21 protein-coding genes are annotated in these 20485 nt (G+C 61.6%); 13 read left to right on the top strand and 8 right to left on the bottom strand.

Going from position 1 to position 20485, the window contains the following annotated elements; all coding sequences use genetic code 11:
- The 6 genes from rnr to FP026_RS21110 form a co-directional block, all read right to left on the bottom strand.
- On the bottom strand, positions 1–2379 hold the full coding sequence (gene rnr / locus FP026_RS21135) for a ribonuclease R (protein WP_149636573.1): 2379 nt from the start codon (positions 2377–2379) through the stop codon (positions 1–3).
- On the bottom strand, positions 2376–5045 hold the full coding sequence (gene topA, locus FP026_RS21130) for a type I DNA topoisomerase (protein ID WP_149637166.1): 2670 nt from the start codon (positions 5043–5045) through the stop codon (positions 2376–2378). The genes rnr and topA overlap by 4 nt, the downstream gene beginning before the upstream one ends.
- 175 nt (positions 5046–5220) lie before the next feature.
- Positions 5221–6369 carry a DNA-processing protein DprA gene (gene dprA / locus FP026_RS21125; protein ID WP_149636572.1) on the bottom strand — a complete coding sequence of 383 codons (1149 nt, stop codon included), beginning with the start codon at positions 6367–6369 and terminating at the stop codon, positions 5221–5223.
- Complete coding sequence (gene plsY / locus FP026_RS21120) at positions 6369–6989, bottom strand: glycerol-3-phosphate 1-O-acyltransferase PlsY (protein WP_188112647.1); 621 nt, start codon at positions 6987–6989, stop codon at positions 6369–6371. The genes dprA and plsY overlap by 1 nt, the downstream gene beginning before the upstream one ends.
- A 31-nt stretch (positions 6990–7020) precedes the next feature.
- Positions 7021–8310 (bottom strand): dihydroorotase, encoded by a 1290-nt coding sequence (locus tag FP026_RS21115; RefSeq protein WP_149636571.1) that lies wholly within the window; start codon positions 8308–8310, stop codon positions 7021–7023.
- On the bottom strand, positions 8307–9263 hold the full coding sequence (locus tag FP026_RS21110) for an aspartate carbamoyltransferase catalytic subunit (protein WP_015339549.1): 957 nt from the start codon (positions 9261–9263) through the stop codon (positions 8307–8309). Before FP026_RS21110 ends, FP026_RS21115 begins: the two co-directional genes overlap by 4 nt.
- Positions 9264–9448: 185 nt before the next feature.
- On the opposite strand from FP026_RS21110, the gene FP026_RS21105 reads away from it, so the two are divergent.
- From FP026_RS21105 to FP026_RS21075, 8 genes are all read left to right on the top strand, one after another.
- Positions 9449–11107: an acyl-CoA dehydrogenase family protein gene (locus tag FP026_RS21105; RefSeq protein WP_149636570.1), complete on the top strand. Its 1659-nt coding sequence runs from the start codon at positions 9449–9451 to the stop codon at positions 11105–11107.
- A gap of 94 nt (positions 11108–11201) precedes the next feature.
- Complete coding sequence (locus FP026_RS21100; protein ID WP_149636569.1) at positions 11202–11447, top strand: type II toxin-antitoxin system ParD family antitoxin; 246 nt, start codon at positions 11202–11204, stop codon at positions 11445–11447.
- Positions 11437–11613, top strand: coding sequence for a type II toxin-antitoxin system RelE/ParE family toxin (locus FP026_RS30965; protein ID WP_246665403.1), 177 nt, complete (start codon positions 11437–11439; stop codon positions 11611–11613). The genes FP026_RS21100 and FP026_RS30965 overlap by 11 nt, the downstream gene beginning before the upstream one ends.
- Positions 11549–11737: a type II toxin-antitoxin system RelE/ParE family toxin gene (locus FP026_RS30615; protein WP_246665402.1), complete on the top strand. Its 189-nt coding sequence runs from the start codon at positions 11549–11551 to the stop codon at positions 11735–11737. The genes FP026_RS30965 and FP026_RS30615 overlap by 65 nt, the downstream gene beginning before the upstream one ends.
- A gap of 66 nt (positions 11738–11803) precedes the next feature.
- Positions 11804–12421, top strand: a complete 618-nt coding sequence (locus tag FP026_RS21090) for a GNAT family N-acetyltransferase (RefSeq protein WP_149636568.1) — start codon at positions 11804–11806, stop codon at positions 12419–12421.
- A gap of 104 nt (positions 12422–12525) precedes the next feature.
- Positions 12526–13182, top strand: coding sequence for a TetR/AcrR family transcriptional regulator (locus FP026_RS21085; protein WP_149636567.1), 657 nt, complete (start codon positions 12526–12528; stop codon positions 13180–13182).
- A gap of 94 nt (positions 13183–13276) precedes the next feature.
- Positions 13277–13486 carry a hypothetical protein gene (locus tag FP026_RS21080; protein WP_149636566.1) on the top strand — a complete coding sequence of 70 codons (210 nt, stop codon included), beginning with the start codon at positions 13277–13279 and terminating at the stop codon, positions 13484–13486.
- A complete protein-coding gene (locus FP026_RS21075; RefSeq protein ID WP_149636565.1) occupies positions 13483–13815 on the top strand; it encodes a DUF6105 family protein in 333 nt (110 codons plus the stop codon). The genes FP026_RS21080 and FP026_RS21075 overlap by 4 nt, the downstream gene beginning before the upstream one ends.
- Here FP026_RS21075 and ruvX read toward each other — a convergent pair.
- A complete protein-coding gene (ruvX, locus tag FP026_RS21070) occupies positions 13752–14246 on the bottom strand; it encodes a Holliday junction resolvase RuvX (protein WP_149636564.1) in 495 nt (164 codons plus the stop codon). The two genes, FP026_RS21075 and ruvX, sit on opposite strands and share 64 nt — an antisense overlap.
- A 204-nt stretch (positions 14247–14450) precedes the next feature.
- Here ruvX and FP026_RS21065 point away from each other — a divergent pair, with 204 nt between their 5' ends.
- The 4 genes from FP026_RS21065 to FP026_RS21050 all read left to right on the top strand — a co-directional run bounded on the left by FP026_RS21065 (position 14451) and on the right by FP026_RS21050 (position 19265).
- Complete coding sequence (locus tag FP026_RS21065; RefSeq protein WP_149636563.1) at positions 14451–15161, top strand: metal-dependent hydrolase; 711 nt, start codon at positions 14451–14453, stop codon at positions 15159–15161.
- A gap of 67 nt (positions 15162–15228) precedes the next feature.
- Positions 15229–15516, top strand: a complete 288-nt coding sequence (gene gatC, locus FP026_RS21060; RefSeq protein ID WP_015339557.1) for an Asp-tRNA(Asn)/Glu-tRNA(Gln) amidotransferase subunit GatC — start codon at positions 15229–15231, stop codon at positions 15514–15516.
- A gap of 59 nt (positions 15517–15575) precedes the next feature.
- Positions 15576–17057 (top strand): Asp-tRNA(Asn)/Glu-tRNA(Gln) amidotransferase subunit GatA, encoded by a 1482-nt coding sequence (gatA, locus tag FP026_RS21055; protein ID WP_149636562.1) that lies wholly within the window; start codon positions 15576–15578, stop codon positions 17055–17057.
- Between the two features lie 210 nt (positions 17058–17267).
- Entirely contained in the window at positions 17268–19265 is a 1998-nt protein-coding gene (locus FP026_RS21050) for a DUF4139 domain-containing protein (protein ID WP_149636561.1), read from the top strand.
- 63 nt (positions 19266–19328) lie between these two features.
- On the opposite strand, the gene FP026_RS21045 is transcribed toward FP026_RS21050, so the two are convergent.
- A complete protein-coding gene (locus tag FP026_RS21045) occupies positions 19329–19586 on the bottom strand; it encodes a YjhX family toxin (protein WP_149636560.1) in 258 nt (85 codons plus the stop codon).
- 301 nt (positions 19587–19887) lie between these two features.
- Between FP026_RS21045 and FP026_RS21040 the strand changes: the two genes are divergently transcribed.
- A complete protein-coding gene (locus FP026_RS21040; RefSeq protein ID WP_149636559.1) occupies positions 19888–20397 on the top strand; it encodes a GNAT family N-acetyltransferase in 510 nt (169 codons plus the stop codon).
- Positions 20398–20485: the final 88 nt, after the last annotated feature.

Raw genomic sequence — 20485 nt, 5'->3', positions numbered from 1 at the left:
TTACCTGCGTCCGCGCGGCGGTCTTGTGCCCGGCGCCTTACGGGCCTGGTTTTTGTTGCGGCGGGTCGCCTTGTGGAAGGAACGCACCGCGGTCGGCATCGCCCGACCTTCGCTGAGCATTTCGAAGCGCAGAGCCCCGGCAAGCGGCACGGCCTCGGCTAGCCTCACGCTGACGTCATCGCCGAGACGATAGCCGAGTCCCGTTCTTTCGCCCGTCAATGCCTGATGGGCCTCATCATAGATGAAATAATCGGAGCCCAGCGTGGATATAGGGATGAAACCATCGGCGCCATAGTCCGGCAGGGTGACAAAAAGCCCCGACTTGGTGACACCGCCGACGCGCGCCTCGAATTCTGTACCGACCTTACCGGCCAAATGATGGGCGATGAGCCGGTCGACCGTTTCGCGTTCGGCCGCCATGGCACGGCGCTCGAAGGTGGAAATTTCAGCGGCGATATCGTCCAGCGTTGCTTCCTCGTCCGGCGTGATCCCGCCTTCGCCGAAACCAAGCGAGCCGACGAGGGCGCGGTGCACGATCAAATCGGCGTAGCGGCGGATCGGCGAGGTGAAGTGGGCGTATTTCATCAGATTCAGGCCGAAGTGCCCAATATTGTCGGGGCTGTAGATCGCCTGGCTCTGCGAGCGCAGCACCATCTCGTTGACCATGGTCTGATGCACCGTGCCCTCGGCTTTCGCCAGAATGCCGTTGAAGCTGTTGGCGCGCACATTACCGCCCTTGGCAAGCGAAATACCGAGGGTCGCCAGAAACTCGCGCAACACCTCCTGCTTGGCAAGCGTCGGTCCGTCATGGATGCGGTAGATCAGCACCTGCTTCCGCTTCTCCAGCGTCTCGGCCGCAGCGACGTTCGCCTGGATCATCATCTCTTCGATGAGCTTGTGCGCGTCGAGGCGCGGCGGCACGAAGACACGATCGACCGTACCGTCCTGCTTCAGCAGGATCTTACGCTCGGGCATGTCGAGCTCGAGCGGCTGGCGCCTCTCACGGCCTTTTTTCAAAATCTCGTAGGCGTGCCAGAGCGGCTTGAGGATCGGCTCCAGCATCGGCCCGGTCTTGTCGTCGGGCTTGCCGTCGATCGCCGCCTGCGCCTGCTGGTAGGAAAGCTTGGCAGCGCTCTTCATCATGACGCGATGGAACGTGTGGCCCGCCTTGCGCCCCTCCTTGGAGAAGGTCATCCGCACGGCAAGGGCAGGGCGGTCGACGCCTTCCTTCAGCGAGCAGAGATCATTGGAGATGCGCTCAGGCAACATCGGCACGACGCGATCGGGGAAATAGACCGAATTGCCGCGCTTCAGCGCCTCGCGGTCGAGCGGCGAGTTCGGGCGCACATACCACGAGACGTCGGCGATGGCGACTGTGACGATCACGCCGTTCGGATTGTCGGGCGAAGGATCCATTTCTGCATAGACGGCGTCGTCATGGTCCTTGGCATCGGCGGGGTCGATTGTGATCAGCGGCAGGCTGCGCCAATCCTCGCGATGCGACATGGTCGCTGCCTTGGCGGCATCGGCTTCCGCGATCACGGAGGCGGGGAAGACGTGCGGGATTCCATGTGCATGGATGGCGATCATGGAAATCGCTTTTTCCGAGGCGACCGAGCCGATGACTGACAGCACCTTGGCGCGCGGCAGGCCGAAGCGGCCGAGGCGGGCTATTTCCACCTCGACGAGATCGCCGTCCTTGGCATCGCCGGTATAATCCGGATCGATCACCATCTCCTCGCCGCGACGCTCGATCGGCATCAGCCGGCCGCCGCCGCCGGGCGTTTCTCGGAAGACGCCCATGGAGGCGCCCTTGCGCTTGTCGAGGACCTTGATGATACGAGCCGTGTAGGCCGGACCGCCGCGATCCGCGGCCGAAAAGATTTTTGCAAGGATGCGGTCGCCCATGCCGGCGACCGGCGCCTTGCCCTTGCCATTGCGGCCGGCGGGCGAGGAGGATTGCTTGATCATCACCGCGGGTGCCACGCCGTTTTCGTCGGCCCATTCGGCGGGCCGGCCGATCAGCTCGCCATCCTTGTCGCGCGTCGTGATGTCGAGAACGGCGATCGGTGGCAGCGCGCCGGGGCGGATGAGCGATTTGCGGCTCTTCTGCACCATGCCGTCTTCTTCGAGCTCGCGCAGGAGATTCTTCAGCGCGACGCGGCTCTCGCCCTTCAGGCCGAAGGCTTTGGCCAGTTCGCGCTTGGAAGCCTGCTGCGGATGATCGGCGATGAAGCGCAGGATAACCTCGCGCGGCGGCAGAACACCGTGGACGATCGCCATCATCGGCTCCGCGTCACCGCCTGCCTTGCCGGCGCGGCCGGGTCTGCCGGAACGCCGTTCCGACGATGGATTCCTGCCGCGCGGTTCTCTGCTCACTCTGCACTCTTCTTTTTCGCTGTCGTCTTGGCCGCCGGCTTCTTAGCAGCGGCCTTCGGCTTAGCGGTCGTTTTCGTCGCTTTTGCGCCGGCTGCCGCAGCCTTTGCCTTGGCGGGCGCCTTCTTGGTGGTGCCGCCGCTCTTGCCGGCCTTCGCCGCGATCAGAGCCAGGGCTTCCTCGACCGTGATCGCCTGTGGATCCGTGCCCTTCGGCAGGGTCGCATTGACCTTGCCCCAATTGACGTAGGGACCATACTTGCCGTCGCGAACGGTGATCGAGCCGCCGCCATCCGGATGCGCGCCGAGATCCTTTAACGCCGCGGGCGTACCGCCGCGCGCTCCGCCGCCTGCCTTGCTCTGCTTTTCGGCAAGAACCGTGACGGCGCGGTTGAGGCCGACGGTGAAGACATCCTCGACGCTTTCGAGGTTGGCATAGCTGCCGTCATGCAGAAGGAAGGGGCCATAGCGGCCGATGCCGGACGAGATCATCTTGCCGCTTTCCGGATGCTTGCCGATGTCACGCGGCAGCGAGATCAGCGCCATCGCCTTCTCGTAATCGATATCCTCCGGCTTCCAGCCTTTCGGCAAAGAAGCACGCTTGGCGTCCTTGCCGTCGCCGCGCTGGATATAGGGTCCGAAGCGGCCGGAACGCAGGGTCAGCTCTTCGCCGGTCACCGGATCGGTGCCAAGCGCTTTCGGCTCGTTCAATCCGTTGGCTTCGGCCTCCGCGCCGCCTTCCGACGAAAGCTGGCGGGTATAGTTGCATTCCGGATAGTTCGAGCAGCCGACGAAGGCGCCGTATTTTCCGAGCTTCAGGGAGAGATTGCCCGTGCCGCACACCTGGCAGATGCGCGGGTCGCTGCCGTCCTCACGCTTCGGGAAGACGAGCGGAGCGAGCGTCTCGTTCAGAGCATCGAGAACGTTGGTGACACGCAGTTCCTTGGTATCTTCGATCTGGGCGAAGAAATCGCGCCAGAAGTCGCGCAGCACGTCCTTCCAATTCAGCTCGCCGGCCGAAATACGGTCGAGCTTCTCTTCCAGATCGGCCGTGAAATCATATTCCACATATTTGGTGAAGAAGCTTTCGAGGAAGGCCGTCACCAGCCGGCCCTTGGCCTGCGGCAGCAGCTTGCGCTTGTCGATGGTGACATAATCGCGGTCGCGCAGCGTTGCGAGCGTCGCCGCATAGGTGGAGGGGCGGCCGATGCCGAGTTCTTCCATCTTCTTGATCAGCGATGCTTCCGAATAGCGCGGCGGCGGTTCGGTGAAATGCTGGGTCGAATTGATCTTCTGCTTGGCGAGATTTTCGCGTGCATTGATCTCCGGCAGGCGACCGCCTTCTTCGCTGTCGTCGCTCTGCTCGCCGTCTTCCTTCTGGTCGGTATAGGCGGCGATGAAGCCATCGAAACGGATGACGGAGCCGACGGCGCGCAGGCCCGCCTTCTTGCCGGCGTTATCGGCCAGGATTTCGACGGTCGTGCGCTCGATTTCTGCCGATGCCATCTGGCTGGCGATGCCGCGCTTCCAGACGAGATCGTAGAGCTTCAGCTGGTCGTCATCGAGGAATTTACGGATGCGGTCCGGCACGCGGTCGAAGTCGGTCGGGCGGATTGCCTCGTGCGCTTCCTGGGCATTCTTTGCCTTGGTGGAATAGAAGCGCGCCTTTTCCGGCAGGTAGCGCTCGCCGAACTGGTTGGCGATGGCGTGGCGTGCCGCATCGATCGCTTCCGGCGCCATCTGGACGCCGTCGGTACGCATATAGGTGATGAGACCGACTGTCTCGCCGCCGATATCGACGCCTTCATAGAGCTTCTGCGCCACCTGCATGGTGCGCGAGGCCGAGAAGCCGAGCTTCGAGGAGGCAGCCTGCTGCAGCGTCGAGGTGGTGAATGGCGGGCTCGGATTGCGCTTGACCGGCTTCGCCTCGACGGTATCGACGACGTAGGAGGCGCCTTCAAGCAAAGCCTTCAGCCTGCCGGCTTCCTCGCCATTGCCGATCGCACGCGGCTGCAGGCGCTTGCCGTCAGCGGAGACTAAGCGGGCTTCGAATTCATCGCCACGCGGCGTCTTCAGGATCGCAGACAGGTTCCAGTATTCTTCCGAGATGAAGCGTTCGATCTCGGACTCGCGGTCGCAGACGAGGCGAAGGGCTACGGACTGCACGCGGCCGGCCGAGCGGGCACCCGGCAGCTTGCGCCAGAGAACCGGCGACAGGTTGAAGCCGACGAGATAGTCAAGCGCGCGGCGGGCGAGATAGGCGTCCACCAGCGGCACGTCGATGTCGCGCGGGTCGGCCATGGCGTCGAGCACGGCTTTCTTGGTGATGGCGTTGAAGACGACGCGCTTCACCGGCTTGCCGTTGATGACGCGCTTCTTGTTCAAGAGGTCGAGCACATGCCAGGAAATGGCTTCGCCCTCGCGATCGGGGTCGGTCGCGAGAATCAGGCCGTCGGAGGATTTCATCGCGTCGGCGATATCTTTGATGCGCTTTTGCGAAGCGCCATCGACTTCCCACAGCATTTCGAAATCTTGATCCGGCAGCACCGAACCGTCTTTGGCGGGCAGGTCGCGCACATGGCCGAAGGAAGCAAGAACCTTATATCCGGGTCCCAGATATTTATTGATTGTCTTGGCCTTGGCAGGCGATTCCACCACTACAACGTTCATCATCAAGTCTCTGAATAAGAGGTCGCGCCGGTATAAGGCGCGGGAGATACCGGGTTTTTCCGGCTTCCCGGCCTTCCGACATGGACAGGGAATTCGTCGCGGTCAAGAGGCGAAGGCGATTTTTGCGCTTGGCGCGGCGATGCGATGCTTAGAATTGGTACGCGTGTCACACTTTTCAATCCAGCATGGAGATCGACACCAGTCCGCCGGGATGGCGATGCAGCCGGCCGGCCATGTCCAGTTCGAGAAGGACGGAATGAACAGCCGCTATCGGCAGGCCGGTATGACGGACGATGTCGTCGATCTCTACCGGTGTCGGACCCAGTGCATCGACGACACGGTCGCGCTCGGCATCATCGGGCGGTGTCGAGAGCGGCTTGCTCCGTTCGACGGGTGTCTCGGCCGGGCGTGGGCGAAAGAGGTCCGGCTCGGCGAGCGGCCGCAGCGCCTCGACGATATCGGCCGGCGTCGTCACGATCATCGCGCCATCTTTCAGCAGCCCGTTGGTGCCTTCGCAGCGCGGATCGAGCGGCGAGCCGGGAACGGCGAAGACAAGCCTGCCGAATTCGCCGGCAAGACGGGCCGTGATCAGCGAGCCGGAGCGGGTTGCCGCTTCGACGACCACGACACCGAGCGAGATACCCGCGATCAGACGATTGCGGCGCGGAAAGTCGCGAGCCCGCGGCTCCCAGCCGAAGGGCATTTCGCTGACGGCGAGCCCGTTGCCGTCCCATATCTCGTTTAGCAGGCCGACATTCTCGGGTGGATAGGGCTGGTCGAGTCCGCCCGCCAAAGCGGCGATCGTACCGGTCGCGAGACTGGCGCGGTGAGCGGCCGTATCGATGCCGCGCGCCAGGCCGGAGACCACGGCGTAACCTGCTTCTCCGCATGCGCGCGCGATCATGGCGGTGAATTTGGCGCCGCTGATCGATGAATTTCGGGAGCCGACCATGCCGATGGCCGGTCTCGTTGCCACAGACATGCTGCCCTTGACGGCAAGAAGCGGCGGCGCGCCGTCGATCTCGCGAAGGGCAGGGGGATAGTCCGGCTCGCCGATGCCGACGAAGCGCGCGCCGAAGCGATGCGCCGCCTCCAGCTCCCGCAATGCGTCCCGCTCGTCGGCAATGCGGATCGCGCGCGTCGAGCCGCCGCGCTGCGAAAGCTCCGGCAGCATGGCAAGTGCTGCTTCGGCGGAGCCATAATGATGGATGAGATCGCGAAAGGTTGATGGCCCGACATTGTCGGAGCGGATAAGCCTGAGCCAGGCGATCCTTTGTCTTTCGGTCAGCGCAACTCCGGTCCGTTTTGCGCTGCCTGTGTCCATTATCCCTTCGCTCCGATCTTGCCTTCCGTTCCCGCGGTCAACCGGGCGATATTGGCCCTATGCTTGTACCAGGAGATGACGGTCATCAGCGCCATGACGGCGGCGATCTTATCGACGCCCAATATCCACAATACAACCGGGATGACAAGGGTTGCAACCAGCGCGGAAAGCGAGGAGTAGCGTGTGGTGAAGGCGATAACCAGCCAGACGATGGCGAAAATCAGCGCCATCAGCGGCGCAAGGCCTAGCAGGATGCCGAGATAGGTCGCGACGCCCTTGCCGCCCTTGAAACCGATCCAGACGGGGAAGATGTGGCCGATGAAGGCGGCAAAACCGGCCAGCACACCGGCATCGCCGCCGAAGAAATGCACTGAGATCAAGACAGCGGCGGTGCCCTTTAGGGCATCGAGCAGCAGCGTGGCCGCGGCGAGCCCCTTGTTGCCGGTGCGCAGCACGTTGGTCGCGCCGATATTGCCGGAGCCGATGTTGCGCACGTCGCCAAGCCCGGCCATGCGCGTCAGCAATAGACCGAAGGGGATGGAGCCGAGCAGGTAGCCGATGACGAGGCCGGCCAGCGCGGTCTGCGGGGTAAGCTGCCAAGTCCAGAAATCCGCCATCACGTCTTATTCTCCGTAAACCCTTAAGGCTGCCCTAGAGACTATGAACCAGCTTGCCGGCGACATAGGTTGCAACCGCCCGGCCGCTCATCCTCGCATCTTCGAAGGGTGTATTCTTCGAGCGCGACAGAAGCATGTCTTTTGCGACAAGCCAAGGCTCGTCAAGATCGACAAGCGCGATATCGGCCTTGGCGCCGGGCTTCAGCGTACCGGCGGGAAGTCCGAAGATCTGCGCCGGTCGCGTCGAGAGCGCATCGACAAGCCGCATCAGGCTCACTTGACCGCTGTGATAGAGCCGAAGTGCCGCGGGAAGCAGCGTTTCGAGCCCGACGGCGCCGTCTTCGGCCTCTCCGAACGGCAGGCGTTTTGTGTCCACATCCTGCGGATCATGCGAGGAGACGATGATGTCGATCGTGCCGTCCGCCAGTGCCTCGATCATACCTGTGCGATCGTCCTCGGAGCGCAGCGGCGGATAGAGTTTGAAGAAGGTCCGGTATTCGCCGATGTCGTTCTCGTTGAGCGCCAGATTGTTGATCGAGATGCCGCAGGTGACCTTGGCGCCGCGCGAGCGGGCGAGGCGGATCGCCTCAGCCGATTCCGGCACCGAAATCATCGCGGCATGATAGTGGCTGCGCGTCAGCGTCGCGATGCGGAGGTCGCGCTCGAGCGGGATCAACTCGGCTTCCTTCGGGATGCCCGAGAGACCGAGCCAACTTGCCAGCAGGCCTTCGTGCATGACGCCGTTTGCGCCGAGATATTTGTCGCGTGTTTCGCAGGAAATCACTGCACCGAATTCGCGCGCATAGGTCATGATGCGGCGCAGGACCTGGCTATCGTGGACGCCGGAATGGGCGTCGGTGAACACGACGGCTCCCGCTTCCCGCAATAGGCCGATTTCCGTCATCTCCTCGCCGGCAAGTCCCTTGGTGAGGGCCGCTGCCGGATAGACATTGACGACGGCCGTGTCGCGCGCCGTCTTCCGGACGAACTCGACAAGCGCGATGTCGTCGATGACCGGATCGGTGTCCGGCATCATGATGAAGGAGGTGACGCCACCGGCTGCGGCCGCGCGGCTGGCGGAGGCGATGGTTTCGCGATGTTCGCCGCCAGGCTCGCCGACATGCACGCGGGCATCGACCAGGCCAGGGATGGCAACGAGGCCGCCGCAGTCGCGAACGCTCGCGCCCTTGGGAACGCCGTGGTTTTTCGCATCCTTGCCCGACGCGATGATTACGCCGTCTTCGACGACAATCGTGCCGATCTCATCGAGATCACGTGAGGGATCGATGATGCGGACGTTCTGGAGGACGATCGAGTTGCTCATGCGCCCGCTCCCTCGGTGCGAGGTCCTTGGTTCTGTGAAACGAGCAGGGTCTCCATCACGGCCATGCGCACGGCGACGCCCATTTCCACCTGTTCGGCGATGACGCTTTGCGGACCGTCGGCCACTTCGGAGGCGATTTCCACCCCGCGGTTCATCGGACCCGGATGCATGACGAGCGCATCCTCCTTGGCGACCTTGAGCGTTTCGGCGTCGAGCCCGTAGAAATGGTAGTATTCGCGCACCGAGGGCACGAAGGCACCGGACATGCGCTCGCGCTGCAGGCGCAGCATCATCACGACGTCGGCATCCTTCAGCCCTTCCTTCATCGAATGAAAGACTTCAACACCCATGTCGGCGATGCCGGCCGGCAGCAGCGTGGCGGGCGCCACGACCCGGACGCGTGCGCCCATGGCGTTGAGCAGCAGGATGTTGGAGCGGGCAACGCGCGAGTGCAGCACGTCGCCGCAGATCGCGACGATGATGCGCGAGAGCTTGCCCTTGGCGCGGCGGATCGTCAGCGCGTCGAGCAGCGCCTGGGTCGGATGCTCATGCTGGCCGTCGCCGGCATTCACGACGGAGCAGGACACCTTCTGCGCCAGAAGTGCGGCGGCGCCCGCGCTCGAATGGCGGATGACGAGCACATCAGGCCGCATGGCATTCAGCGTCATCGCCGTATCGATCAGCGTCTCGCCCTTTTTGACGGAGGAGTTGCCGACGGACATGTTCATCACATCGGCGCCGAGCCGTTTGCCGGCCAGTTCGAAGGAGGATTGCGTGCGCGTCGATGCTTCGAAGAAGAGATTGATCTGTGTCAGGCCACGAAGCGTGGACGTCTTTTTCTCGCGCTGGCGGCTGATCTTGACCGCCTCGTCGGCCTTGTCGAGAAGATAGGTGATATCTTGCTCGGTGAGGCCCTTGATGCCGATGAGGTGGCGGTGGGGAAAGAAGACCATGAACCTGCCCTCTGGATTTCGTCAGGGGGTCTATAAAGAGCGAGCGCCCATGGGGCAAGCGGCGGTGTGCGCCGAGGCTGCTTGTTCCCCATGCAATTTCGCCCGAATCCCGCTACAGGACCCATGCCGGTGGGAGACGTAACTTCCGGTTTCCCTTTGCAACCTTCTTGCTCTACAAGCGATTCATGACCCAACCGACCCGGACTGACGACCCCTTTGCCGACCTGAACCAGCCGAGCCTCTGGACCGGTATCAATGCCTATCGCTCCGATCCGCTGATCGTCGATCTCACGTCCGGCCTGCCGCGTTCGACGCGTGAAGAGCTGGAGCAGCATGGGCGGTTCGTCACGTCGCACGAGGCGCAGGAACTGGCACGCATGGCGAACCAGGGCGCACCGCAGCTGCGTACCCATGGCCCGCGTGGCGAGCGTCTGGATGTCGTCGAATTTCACCCCGCCTGGCATGCGCTAATGCGCCGCTCCATGGCGATGGGCCTGCATTCCTCGATCTGGGATGCGCAGGCCGATCCCGAGGCGAAGGGCCAGTCGCACAAGGTGCGCGCCGCGCGCTTCTATCTGACGGCTCAGCTCGAATGCGGTCATCTGTGCCCGCTGACGATGACCAGTGCCTCGGTCGCCGCCATGATGGCCTCTCCGGCGGTGCAGAAGGACTGGGCACCGAAGATCCTGTCGCGCAAGTACGATTCGTCCAATAAGCCCGCCATGCAGAAGAGCGCCGTCACCATCGGCATGGGCATGACGGAAAAGCAGGGCGGCACGGATGTGCGCGCCAACCGGACGAGTGCCGACAAGGTCAGCGAAGGCATTTACCGGCTTTCGGGTCACAAGTGGTTCATGTCGGCGCCGATGAGCGATGCCTTCATCATGCTGGCGCAGACCAAGGATGGCATGGGCTGCTTCCTCGTGCCGCGGCTTCTGGAGGATGGCTCGGCCAACGGCCTGCATTTCCAGAGGCTGAAGGATAAGCTCGGCAACCGGTCGAACGCCTCGTCGGAAGTCGAGTTTACCGATACGTTCGGCTTCCTGCTCGGCGCGCCGGATGCCGGCATCCGCACGATCCTCGACATGGTGACGCTGACGCGGCTCGACTGCGCGCTGGCATCCGCCGGCATCATGCGCGCGTCGCTGGCCGAAGCCGTGCATCATGCCCGCGGCCGCAGCGTCTTCGGCAAGATGTTGGTCCACCAGCCGATCATGACCCGCGTGCTTGCCGATATGGCGCTCGATGTCGCTGCCGCGACCGCGCTCGCCTTCCGCCTGGCCGAGGCCTTCGACAAGGCAAGCGGCAGCTCGGAGGATGCGGCCTATGCCCGCGTCATGACGCCGGTTGCCAAATACTGGTGCTGCAAGATCGCGCCGGCGCTGATCTACGAAGCCATGGAGTGCATCGGCGGCAGCGGCTATATCGAAGAGCGTCCGATCGCCCGTCATTACCGCGAGGCCCCCGTCAACGCGATCTGGGAAGGCTCCGGCAACGTCATGGCGCTTGATGTGCTGCGCGTATTGAACCGGGGCAGGGACCTGTTCGAAACCGTCTTTTCCGGTCTTGCCCGTGATCTCGGGCCTGCCGGCAAGAAGACTATCGAGGTCCTGCGCGCCGCCATGGCGCTTTGCGAGCAGGACGAGGGCGCTGCCCGCCTGCTGGTCGAGCAGATGGCGCTCGCCGCCGGTGCGGCCGAGCTTTATCGCCTCGGAGCCGGCAAGATCGCCGATGCCTTCATCGAAACCCGCCTGGCCGGCGGCTGGCGGGCGACCTACGGCATGCTCGATTCCCGCTTCGACGCCAGCTACATCGTCGATCTGCTGTATCCGCCGGCGACTTAGAGTGTCGCCGGCCGTCTCGCAGTTTCGGCGCGGCATCTCCAGTTGATGCGGTACCAATATTTATTATATATTGGTACCGATAGAGGAGTGCCCCATGGCTCGCAACACATCCGTTTCGCTTGGCGATCATTTCAGTGCCTTCATCGAGGCCCAGATACAGACGGGCCGATACGGCTCAGCCAGTGATGTTGTTCGCGCGGGGTTGCGCCTGCTCGAAGAGCACGAGACGAAGGTTAAAGCTCTGCAGGATGCATTGATTGCTGGTGAAAAATCCGGAGAGGTTGCTTCCTTCGATAACGCCGCATTCCTCAAGCGAATGCGTGCGACCTATGGTCAATAGGCCTCGCAAGTACGGTCTTTCTCCACTTGCTGTGGCCGATCTTGAAGGTATCTGGCGATATACGGTCGAGAACTGGTCTGTAAGGCAAGCCGAGATCTACCATGCCGAAATCGTCGAGGCTTTCGAGGGATTTGGCGTCCGATCTGAAAATTGGCCGCGCTACTGACATCCGCGACGACTATTTCAAATATGTCGTCGGTTCCCATGTGATCTATTATCTCTTGCGGGATACAGAGATCGCCGTCATCCGCATATTACATCGGCGGATGGATGTAGGCCGGCATCTTTGAAGAGGTATTTGCAGTTTTGATCGACTTGGCTACCCGCAATTTCTACAGACGCCTTCGGAGGCGCTCATGATCGACCTTCGTGTGGTTCGCCACGAGGATATCGATCAGCTCTACGCCATCTCGCTAGCAACAGGCGATGCCGGCAAGGATGCAGCGCCGCTCCATCGCGACGGCCGGCTGATCGGGCACATCTACTCCGCGCCCTACGCCATGCTACATCCCGAGCTGGTGTTCGTTGCTGAAGATGACGAAGGCGTCTTTGGCTATATCGCCGGTGTCTTCGATACGATTGCCTTCGACGAGCGACTGGAGCGTGAGTGGTGGCCGCATCTGCAGCGTCGCTATGCCGATCCGGAAGGTGATCCCATGCTGTGGAATGCCGACCAGAAGCGGATATCGCTGATCCATCATCCGAAGCGGACACCTGCGCCTCTTGTCGAAAAATTCCCCGCACATATTCATATGAACCTCCTACCGCGCGCCCAGGGCAAGGGCATCGGTACTGCGCTGCTGGATCACTGGATCGCAAATGCCCTGGCCAATGGCGTCACGGGCGTCCATCTCGGCGTCAATGCCAGCAATCATGGCGGCATCCGGTTCTGGTTATCGCGCGGTTTCGTTTCCGTGGAACTTCCGCCGGGGCTGGCTTCCGAAACGACGGTGTGGTTTGGTCAGTTTCTCTAATCTGTGGATTCGCGGGTTTTGACTTGATCGGATCTTCGCGCCGTTGTTGTTCGAGGCGACCAGGCTTGCTAATCACCACTCGGTGACAGATTGGAGTCGAATCGATGGCCGTTGCAAACGCTGCCGTTAAAATCCCCCTGGAAATACCTGTTGTCGAAAAGCGCGTGCGCAATCGCGCCGCGACCGAGCAGGCGATCCTCGATGCCGCCAAGCGGCTGCTGGCGGAGGAGGGGTTCCAGAATTTCGGCATCAATGCGGTTGCTCGCGGTGCCGGTTGCGACAAGCAGCTCATCTATCGCTATTACGGCGGCCTCAACGGCCTCGTGGAAGCCATCGGCACCGATCTCGGCAGCTGGGTGACGGATCGCATTCCCGACGACACCGGCGGCATGTTCCTTCTCACCTATGGCGATCTGATGGAGCGGCTTTCGATGCTGTTTCTCGATGCGTTGCGTGCGGATCCCCTGATGCGCCGTATCGTCGCCTGGGAGGTCTCCGAAAGCAGCGAGCAGGTGCGGCGCCTGTCGGAGGCGCGCTCCAAGGCGCTCGCCGGCTGGATCGAACGCATGCGCGGCTCGCTCGTACCGCCCAAGGGCGTCGATGCCCAGGCGGTCAACGCCATGATCTTTGCCGCCATCCAGCACATCGTGCTGGCGTCAGCCGTCAGCGATCAATGCGCGGGTCTCGCGTTGAAAAACGGCAAGGATTGGGAGAAGGCGGCAACGGCCTTGAAGCGGCTCGTGCGCGGCGTCTACGGCTGATGCCGGGGCTCAAGCGAGGGATATCCACAAGCCCGCTCCGCCATTAACCTTAACAATTGGTTTACATTGCGCCACGGCGGTTAAGTCGTCACTGTTGGAAGACGAAGAGTTAACCATCAAGCGTGCAGCCATGGGGTCAAAACCCGCAAAATTAGTGTTTCTTGTCGCGGCGATGATGTTCTTCGCCGTGCTTGCACTAGATATAACGCTGCCCGCGATGGTGTTGAGCGCCATGGCGTTGTCGAATTGGCTCGTCCTTTCGGCTGGCACGACGCAATATCCGCGTCGAAGGGGAACCGCATGAAGTGGTTGTTGATTTGCTGGGCCGGACCGGTCTCGTTTCTCGGGGCATGGTATTACCTGTCATACTACGACATGAGCTTCGGCATCTTCATGCTGACGCGTCAGATGCACGATCTCGTGTTCGACATCTATGGCAAGATCCTTGGCATCCCGCCGGAAACCATTCCGCCGCTGGTCGCGCGCGCGATCGCCTTCGACAGCCTGCTGGTCTTCGCGATTTTCGGCTTCCGTCGTCGCGCCGCCATTATCGCGTGGTGGAAGCGCCGTCAGGCGTCGAGATCGGGCAAACTTGCCCTTCCGAGGGCCGACAGCCTGTCCAAAGCTCCCTGAAGAATGAAGCTTGCCGCCGCGGAGTCGATACGCTCGGCGCGCTTGGCTCGCGAAACGTCCATTTCCAGAAGCGCCCGTTCGGCGGCCACGGTCGAAAGCCGCTCGTCCCAGAAGACGAAGGGCAGGGCGGTCTTTTCCGCCATGCTGCGCACGAAGGCGCGCGTTGCCTGCACGCGCGGCCCCGAAGAACCATCCATGTTGACAGGCAGCCCTATGACGAAGGCCGCGACCTTTTCCTTTTCGGCGAAGGCAAGCAGCGTTTCGGCGTCCTGCGTGAACTTCACGCGCTTGATGACGGGGCGAGGCGTTGCAAAGCGTCGTCCGAGATCCGACATCGCAAGCCCTATCGTCTTCGTGCCGAGATCGAGGCCGGCAATCGGCTGGCCGGGCAGGAGCGTCGCGGCTAGGTCTTCGATGGTCAGCGTCGTCATCAGGTCTCGCTCTCGTCAAAACAAATTGAAGCCAAAGCCGCTTTTCTTTGCCGCGGTTTGGGATATCTCCTAGAGCATTTCCAGCAAAAGCGCACAGCGGTTTTGCGTGCGGAAATGCGGAAGAGCAAATAGAAGGAGCGTTTCCACCGGAAATGCTCCGGACACCAGCCTTCTATTTCAAATCAAGTTATAAGGAGAAATCCAATGAAGATCATCTGGCTCGGCCATTCCGCGTTTCGCATCGAAACCGCCACGGCAAAAATACTGATCGATCCTTTCCTGACCTACAATTCCTCTTTCGCCGCCGCCGGCCTCAACATCAAGGACGTCGCTGCGGGCGTGACCCATATCCTGCTGACACACGGTCATGGCGACCACGTCGGCGATGCGGTGCAGATCGCCAAGGACACGGACGCGGTCGTTCTCGCCAATGCCGATCTCGCCTCCTGGCTCGGCACCAAGGGCGTCGAGAAGCTGGAAATGGGCAATACCGGCGGCACCGTCGGCCTCGGCGGCTTCTCCGCCACCTTCACCAATGCGCTGCATTCCTCTGCGCAGATCACCGAGGATGGCGTGTCGCATGCACTCGGCAATCCGAACGGCCTGATGCTGCATTTCGACGACGAGCCGACGCTGTTCCATATGGGCGATACGGATATCTTCTCGGACATGGCCCTCATCAACGAGCTGCATCAGCCCGATATCGGCATCGTGCCGATCGGCGACCGTTTCACCATGGGCGGTGCCGTGGCAGCACTCGCCTGCCAGCGCTTCTTCAACTTCAAGACCGCCATTCCCTGCCACTACGGCACTTTCCCGATCATCGACCAGACCCCGGAAAAGTTCATCACCGGTATGGAAGGTTCGAAGACCGTGGTTGCTGCGCCGAAGGTGGGTGAGAGCGTTTCCGCCTGACGATACCCGTTGCGTATGGCGGGCATGGTCTTTATAGCGATAGGAAAAATCCTATCCGGAGAATGCCATGTCCGTCGATCTCGCCACCGTCAAACGCGTCGCCCATCTTGCCCGCATCGCCGTCAATGAAGACGAAGCGCAACGGATGATGGGCGAGCTGAACGGCATTCTGGGCTTCGTCGAGCAGCTCTCCGAAGTGAATGTCGATGGCGTCGAAGCCATGACCTCCGTCACGCCGATGGCGATGAAGAAACGCACCGACGAAGTGACCGACGGCAACAAGGCCGCCGACATCGTCGCCAATGCGCCGAATACCGATCAGAATTTCTTCCTGGTGCCCAAAGTCGTCGAATAACGGCTCCCTTCGAGCCTTTTCCGACCCGTTGCCCAATTCCAGATCTGAAGCGAAACAAAATGAGCGAACTGACCAGCCTGACCATTGCCGAAGCCCGCGATAAGCTGCGCGCCAAGCAGATTACCGCCACCGAACTGACCGAGGCCTATATCTCGGCGATCGAGGCGGCCAATGCTCAGCTCAATGCCTATGTGAAGGTGACGCCGCAAAAGGCGCTAGCAATGGCCAAGGTGTCGGACGCCCGCCTTGCGGAAGGCAAAGCCGGTGCGCTGGAAGGCATTCCGCTTGGCATTAAGGACCTGTTCGGCACTGAAGGCATTCATACGCGGGCCTGCAGCCACATCCTGGACGGTTTCGAACCGCACTATGAATCGACAGTCACGCAGAACCTCTGGAACGACGGCGCCGTCATGCTGGGCAAGCTCAACATGGACGAGTTCGCCATGGGCTCTTCCAACGAGAGCTCCTATTACGGGCCGGTGATCAACCCCTGGCGCGCCGAGGGATCTAACCAGCAGCTCGTTCCCGGCGGCTCGTCCGGTGGTTCGGCTGCAGCCGTTGCAGCTCATCTCTGCGCCGGCGCGACGGCTACCGACACCGGCGGCTCCATCCGCCAGCCGGCCGCCTTCACCGGCACCGTCGGCATCAAGCCGACCTACGGCCGCTGCTCGCGCTGGGGCATCGTCGCCTTCGCCTCGTCGCTCGACCAGGCCGGCCCGATCGCCCGCGACGTCCGCGACGCCGCCATCCTGCTGAAGTCGATGGCAAGCGTCGATGCGAAGGATACGACCTCCGTCGATCTGCCGGTGCCGGATTACGAAGCCGCGCTCGGCCAGTCGCTGAAAGGCATGAAGATCGGCATCCCCAACGAATACCGCGTCGACGGCATGCCGGAAGAGATCGAAACGCTTTGGCAGCAGGGTATTGCCTGGCTGAAGGACGCCGGCGCCGAGATCGTCAACATCTCCCTGCCGCATACGAAATATGCGCTGCCGGCCTATTACATCGTCGCGCCCGCCGAGGCCTCCTCGAACCTTGCCCGCTACGATGGCGTCCGCTACGGCCTGCGCGTCGACGGCAAGGATATCGTCGACATGTATGAAAAGACACGCGCCGCCGGCTTCGGCCAGGAAGTGAAGCGCCGTATCATGATCGGCACCTATGTGCTGTCGGCCGGCTATTACGACGCCTATTACCTCCGCGCGCAGAAGGTTCGTACGCTCATCAAACGTGATTTCGAACTGGCGTTCAATGCCGGTGTCGACGCGATCCTCACGCCCGCGACCCCGTCCTCGGCCTTCGGCATCGCCGACGAGGATCTCGCTTCCGATCCGGTGAAGATGTACCTGAACGACATCTTCACGGTGACGGTCAACATGGCCGGCTTGCCCGGCATCGCCGTCCCTGCCGGCCTCGACCCGAAGGGCCTGCCGCTCGGCCTGCAACTCATCGGCAGGCCGTTCGAAGAGGAAACCCTCTTCAAGACCGCCTACGTCATCGAACAGGCCGCCGGCAAGTTTACGCCGGCGAAGTGGTGGTAAGCAGCACTGCCTCTTTCCGACCGCGCCGAGCAAGCAAGTTTCGCGACGTTTGATGCCACTTATGAGAGGGGCCGTTCGGAAATCCGGACGGCCCTTTTGCACATGCCAATATTCCGCGCGGACACCATCACACTTTGGACCGAAATACGATCATAAATTGCAGTGAGCCGCTTGGTCTCGTCCTCTGCAACCGAATCGGAAGGTCTCTTCATGCTCAAGCAAGTCTCGGTGATCCTGCTCCTCGGCGCGTCATTTCCAGCGATGTCGCTGGCGGCCGACAATGGGGCCATTCGATCCATTACCCTGTCCTCGGGTGGCCTGGCCGAGGTTTCCCGAGCGGCCGGCGTCAATAGCGACGGCGTGATCCGGATCGAGGTTCCCCTTGATCAGGTCGATGACATCTTGAAGAGCCTTGTGGTCAGCGGATCTGTAGGCTCGGTGGCCGGCATGTCGCTGGCAGGGCCGCAGCCATTGCAGGAGACGTTCAAGGGTTTGCCGTTCAGTCTGGAAGCGCTCTCATCCGTGCCGTCGCTTCTGACATCGATGCAGGGCGCCAAAGTATCGGTCACCAGCGGCGGCAAGACCGTTGAGGGGAATATCCTTGGAATCGAGGCGAGGAAGGCCGACGAGAAGGCACCGGCTTATCTACTGACCGTTATCGACAAGGATGGCGCGGTGGAGACGCTGGCACTGGGCGAGGATGCGTCCGTGCGGCTTGACGATCCCAACATGCGGGCAAAGCTCGCCAAGGCGGCCGCAGCCATCGCCCGCGGCAAGAACGACCGCACGCGTGCCATCGATATTAAGGTGAACGGCGTAAAGAACAGCGGCGATGTCGGCCTGACTTATGTCGTCCCGTCTCCGATCTGGAAAACGGCCTACAAGGTCGTTATCCAGGGAAATGACAAGGCGCGCCTGCAGGCATGGACGGTGTTGGAAAACGCCAGCGGCGAAGACTGGGAGGGCATCAAGCTGACGCTGACTTCGGCGGAGCCGGTGACACTGAAACAGGGTTTGCACCAGCTCTATTGGAGAGAGCGGCAGGAAGTGCCCGTCAACACGGCGTCGAACAATGTTCCTGATCCCGATAGCGGCGACTTGTCCAACAGGCGGCGCCTGGCATCGAATGCTGAGGAACGAGCTGCGCCAGCGCCCGCCAAGGCAATGATGGGCGGCGTCAGCAGAAAGGCATACGCGGCTGACGAGCTGGAAAGTCCGGTCGCGCCAATGCAAATTGCCACGGCCAATCCCACCGCCGCGACCGAAAGCGATATCTCGGCCACTTTCGAGCTTCCGGGGACCTACGATCTGGCCAATGGCGATACCTTATCGGTGCCGATCATGGATGCGGAGGTGGAGGCCGACATGGTGGATATGTATCGGGCCGGTAGCGCTCTTCGCAATCCTATCGCCGCCGTGATGCTCAAGAACACCACCGCGGTCAGCATGCCGGCGGGAATTCTGACGCTATACGACGGCAAGACCGGCTATATCGGCGATTCCCAACTGTCCGCGCTGCCCAAGGACGATACGCGCCTCGCCAGCTTCGCGACCGATCGGAAAGTTTCGATCAGCGAGCAGCAGACACCGACGGAGGAGGTCGCTTCTCTAAAGGTTTCCGATGGCCTGATGAATGCCGTCGTCAAATACCGCCAGACGACGACGTACACCGTTTCGGGCGCGCTTGACGGCGAGCGGACCGTTATCATCGAGCATCCGATCAGGGACGGCTGGTCATTCTCCTCGGCTGAAAGCTTCGGCAAGACGGCAACGCATCAGCGGCTCAAGGTTGTTGTGCCCGCTGGTACGGAGAAGACGCTGACCGCGGTCGACGAGCAGCTTCAGAGCAACGGTTATGCTTTGGTCGATGCCGAGCCCGACATGGTGCTGGGATGGGCAGCCTCGACACATGACAAGGCGCTCACGGACAAGCTCACAAACCTAGCGGAGGCGCGTAGGAAACAGGTCGCCGCCCAGAACGATTTGGCGAGTTTCGATAGCGAGCTCGAGAAAATCACCAGTGAACAAGAACGGATAAGACGGAATATCGGCGCCGTGCCCGAAAATAGCGATCTGAAGAAGCGCTATTTGAAGGCCTTGGCTGACAGCGAGGATCAAATCACTGCAGTCGACCAGAAACGAACTGCGATGCAGGAAGACAGCGATCGCCTGGGCGACCAGGTGGCCGAGATCATCAGAACGTTCTGATCGCCAAGCGCCCTCATATCAATCGGGGAGAGCCGCCAGACAGGGGCGGCTCTCTTGTCTGGCTTATCGATTGTTCAGCTGCGCCCTCACCAGCCGCAATCCCTTTTCGCTGATGCGATAGGGGTGGCCGTCCTTGGATTTGATGGCCTTAAGGCGCTTCAGCCGCCGGAAGAGGTCGAGGCCGAAATCCGGGTAGACCCAGCCGTCACGCGTAAAGCAGTAGGCGGTCTCGATCTTTTTGTTGTCGCTACGTTCGATTTCGATGCGGCCGCCTTGAGCGAGCAAGTGAAGGATGCGCTGTTCAGCGCGGGAAATGTCCATTGTTGTCAGAATCCGTATAGCGCCAAAGGGCGCACAAAAACGATCCGAGCCTTCCCTTGGGGAAGTCGGGGCTTCGTTTTTCAGGCCCGGCACGCAAGAAGACTTGCGAGCGGGGCCTTTACCGGGACTGACAAAAGTTAGACATCAAAACTCCATTGATGCGCCTTTTCTAAAGCGGGTTGCGCCTCGAGGTCAAGTTCAACTCAGCAGACGTTTTTCCGCCGTCAGCCGTGCCGGCGAATCTCGTCGCTGGCAAAAGCCTTTGGCCGATGCTTTACTGGTCACAAATGGCGGGGGCTCGATGATCCATATTCGCAATGCCCATGAAGGTGAAACGGCGGTGTTGGCGAGCATTGGCCTGCGCTCCTGGCAGAAGGCCATGGGCGCGATCGGTGGCTCGGGCGAGCAGCTGGAAAGTGCAAGCGAAGCTTTCACGAATTTTACCCGCAATCTATGGCTGACGATATCAGTCATAGAGCTGAATGGCGAGGCTGTGGGATGGGCCGCGCGCGAGGCGCTGGACGAGGCGATCTCCGATTTCTGGATCGATCCGGATTTCGTCAGGCGGGGTCTCGGCTCCGCTCTCCTTGCGCGGATCGAAGAGGACGTGCGCGGGCAGGGACTGGAAAAGGTATCCCTGCAGAGCCATGCGGGGAATACGGACGCCATCGCCTTCTTCCGGGCGCGCGGCTATGAGATCCGCTGGCTATCGATCATCTATTCCCCGAAGCTCGATACCGACGTTCCCACGATAGGGCTTTCGAAATCGCTGGTCGGGGAGGGCGACGGCGCCTACGGACCCGGCATATAGCACATCGGCCAATGCCGAAAGCCTTGCGCCGTCTCGCCAATTGCTCTACCTCACCAAAGCAGAAAACAGCATCATACAAGAGCTTCCC

It is taken from the genome of Martinezella tropici (genome assembly GCF_008370325.1).
GTDB classification, from domain to species: domain Bacteria; phylum Pseudomonadota; class Alphaproteobacteria; order Rhizobiales; family Rhizobiaceae; genus Rhizobium; species Rhizobium tropici_B.
The sequence above is the reverse complement of the archived record's forward strand: the minus strand, read 5'-3'. Positions and strand labels throughout refer to the sequence as shown.

Bases quoted from the DNA above. Each gene is read 5' to 3' on its own strand.
- topA (WP_149637166.1), bottom strand. From the start codon at position 5,045: ATGAACGTTGTAGTGGTGGAATCGCCTGCCAAGGCCAAGACAATCAAT.
- dprA (WP_149636572.1), bottom strand. From the start codon at position 6,369: ATGGACACAGGCAGCGCAAAACGGACCGGAGTTGCGCTGACCGAAAGA.
- FP026_RS21115 (WP_149636571.1), bottom strand. From the start codon at position 8,310: ATGAGCAACTCGATCGTCCTCCAGAACGTCCGCATCATCGATCCCTCA.
- FP026_RS21110 (WP_015339549.1), bottom strand. From the start codon at position 9,263: ATGGTCTTCTTTCCCCACCGCCACCTCATCGGCATCAAGGGCCTCACC.
- FP026_RS21105 (WP_149636570.1), top strand. From the start codon at position 9,449: ATGACCCAACCGACCCGGACTGACGACCCCTTTGCCGACCTGAACCAG.
- FP026_RS21100 (WP_149636569.1), top strand. From the start codon at position 11,202: ATGGCTCGCAACACATCCGTTTCGCTTGGCGATCATTTCAGTGCCTTC.
- FP026_RS30965 (WP_246665403.1), top strand. From the start codon at position 11,437: ATGGTCAATAGGCCTCGCAAGTACGGTCTTTCTCCACTTGCTGTGGCC.
- FP026_RS30615 (WP_246665402.1), top strand. From the start codon at position 11,549: ATGCCGAAATCGTCGAGGCTTTCGAGGGATTTGGCGTCCGATCTGAAA.
- FP026_RS21090 (WP_149636568.1), top strand. From the start codon at position 11,804: ATGATCGACCTTCGTGTGGTTCGCCACGAGGATATCGATCAGCTCTAC.
- FP026_RS21085 (WP_149636567.1), top strand. From the start codon at position 12,526: ATGGCCGTTGCAAACGCTGCCGTTAAAATCCCCCTGGAAATACCTGTT.
- FP026_RS21075 (WP_149636565.1), top strand. From the start codon at position 13,483: ATGAAGTGGTTGTTGATTTGCTGGGCCGGACCGGTCTCGTTTCTCGGG.
- ruvX (WP_149636564.1), bottom strand. From the start codon at position 14,246: ATGACGACGCTGACCATCGAAGACCTAGCCGCGACGCTCCTGCCCGGC.
- FP026_RS21065 (WP_149636563.1), top strand. From the start codon at position 14,451: ATGAAGATCATCTGGCTCGGCCATTCCGCGTTTCGCATCGAAACCGCC.
- gatC (WP_015339557.1), top strand. From the start codon at position 15,229: ATGTCCGTCGATCTCGCCACCGTCAAACGCGTCGCCCATCTTGCCCGC.
- gatA (WP_149636562.1), top strand. From the start codon at position 15,576: ATGAGCGAACTGACCAGCCTGACCATTGCCGAAGCCCGCGATAAGCTG.
- FP026_RS21050 (WP_149636561.1), top strand. From the start codon at position 17,268: ATGCTCAAGCAAGTCTCGGTGATCCTGCTCCTCGGCGCGTCATTTCCA.
- FP026_RS21045 (WP_149636560.1), bottom strand. From the start codon at position 19,586: ATGGACATTTCCCGCGCTGAACAGCGCATCCTTCACTTGCTCGCTCAA.
- FP026_RS21040 (WP_149636559.1), top strand. From the start codon at position 19,888: ATGATCCATATTCGCAATGCCCATGAAGGTGAAACGGCGGTGTTGGCG.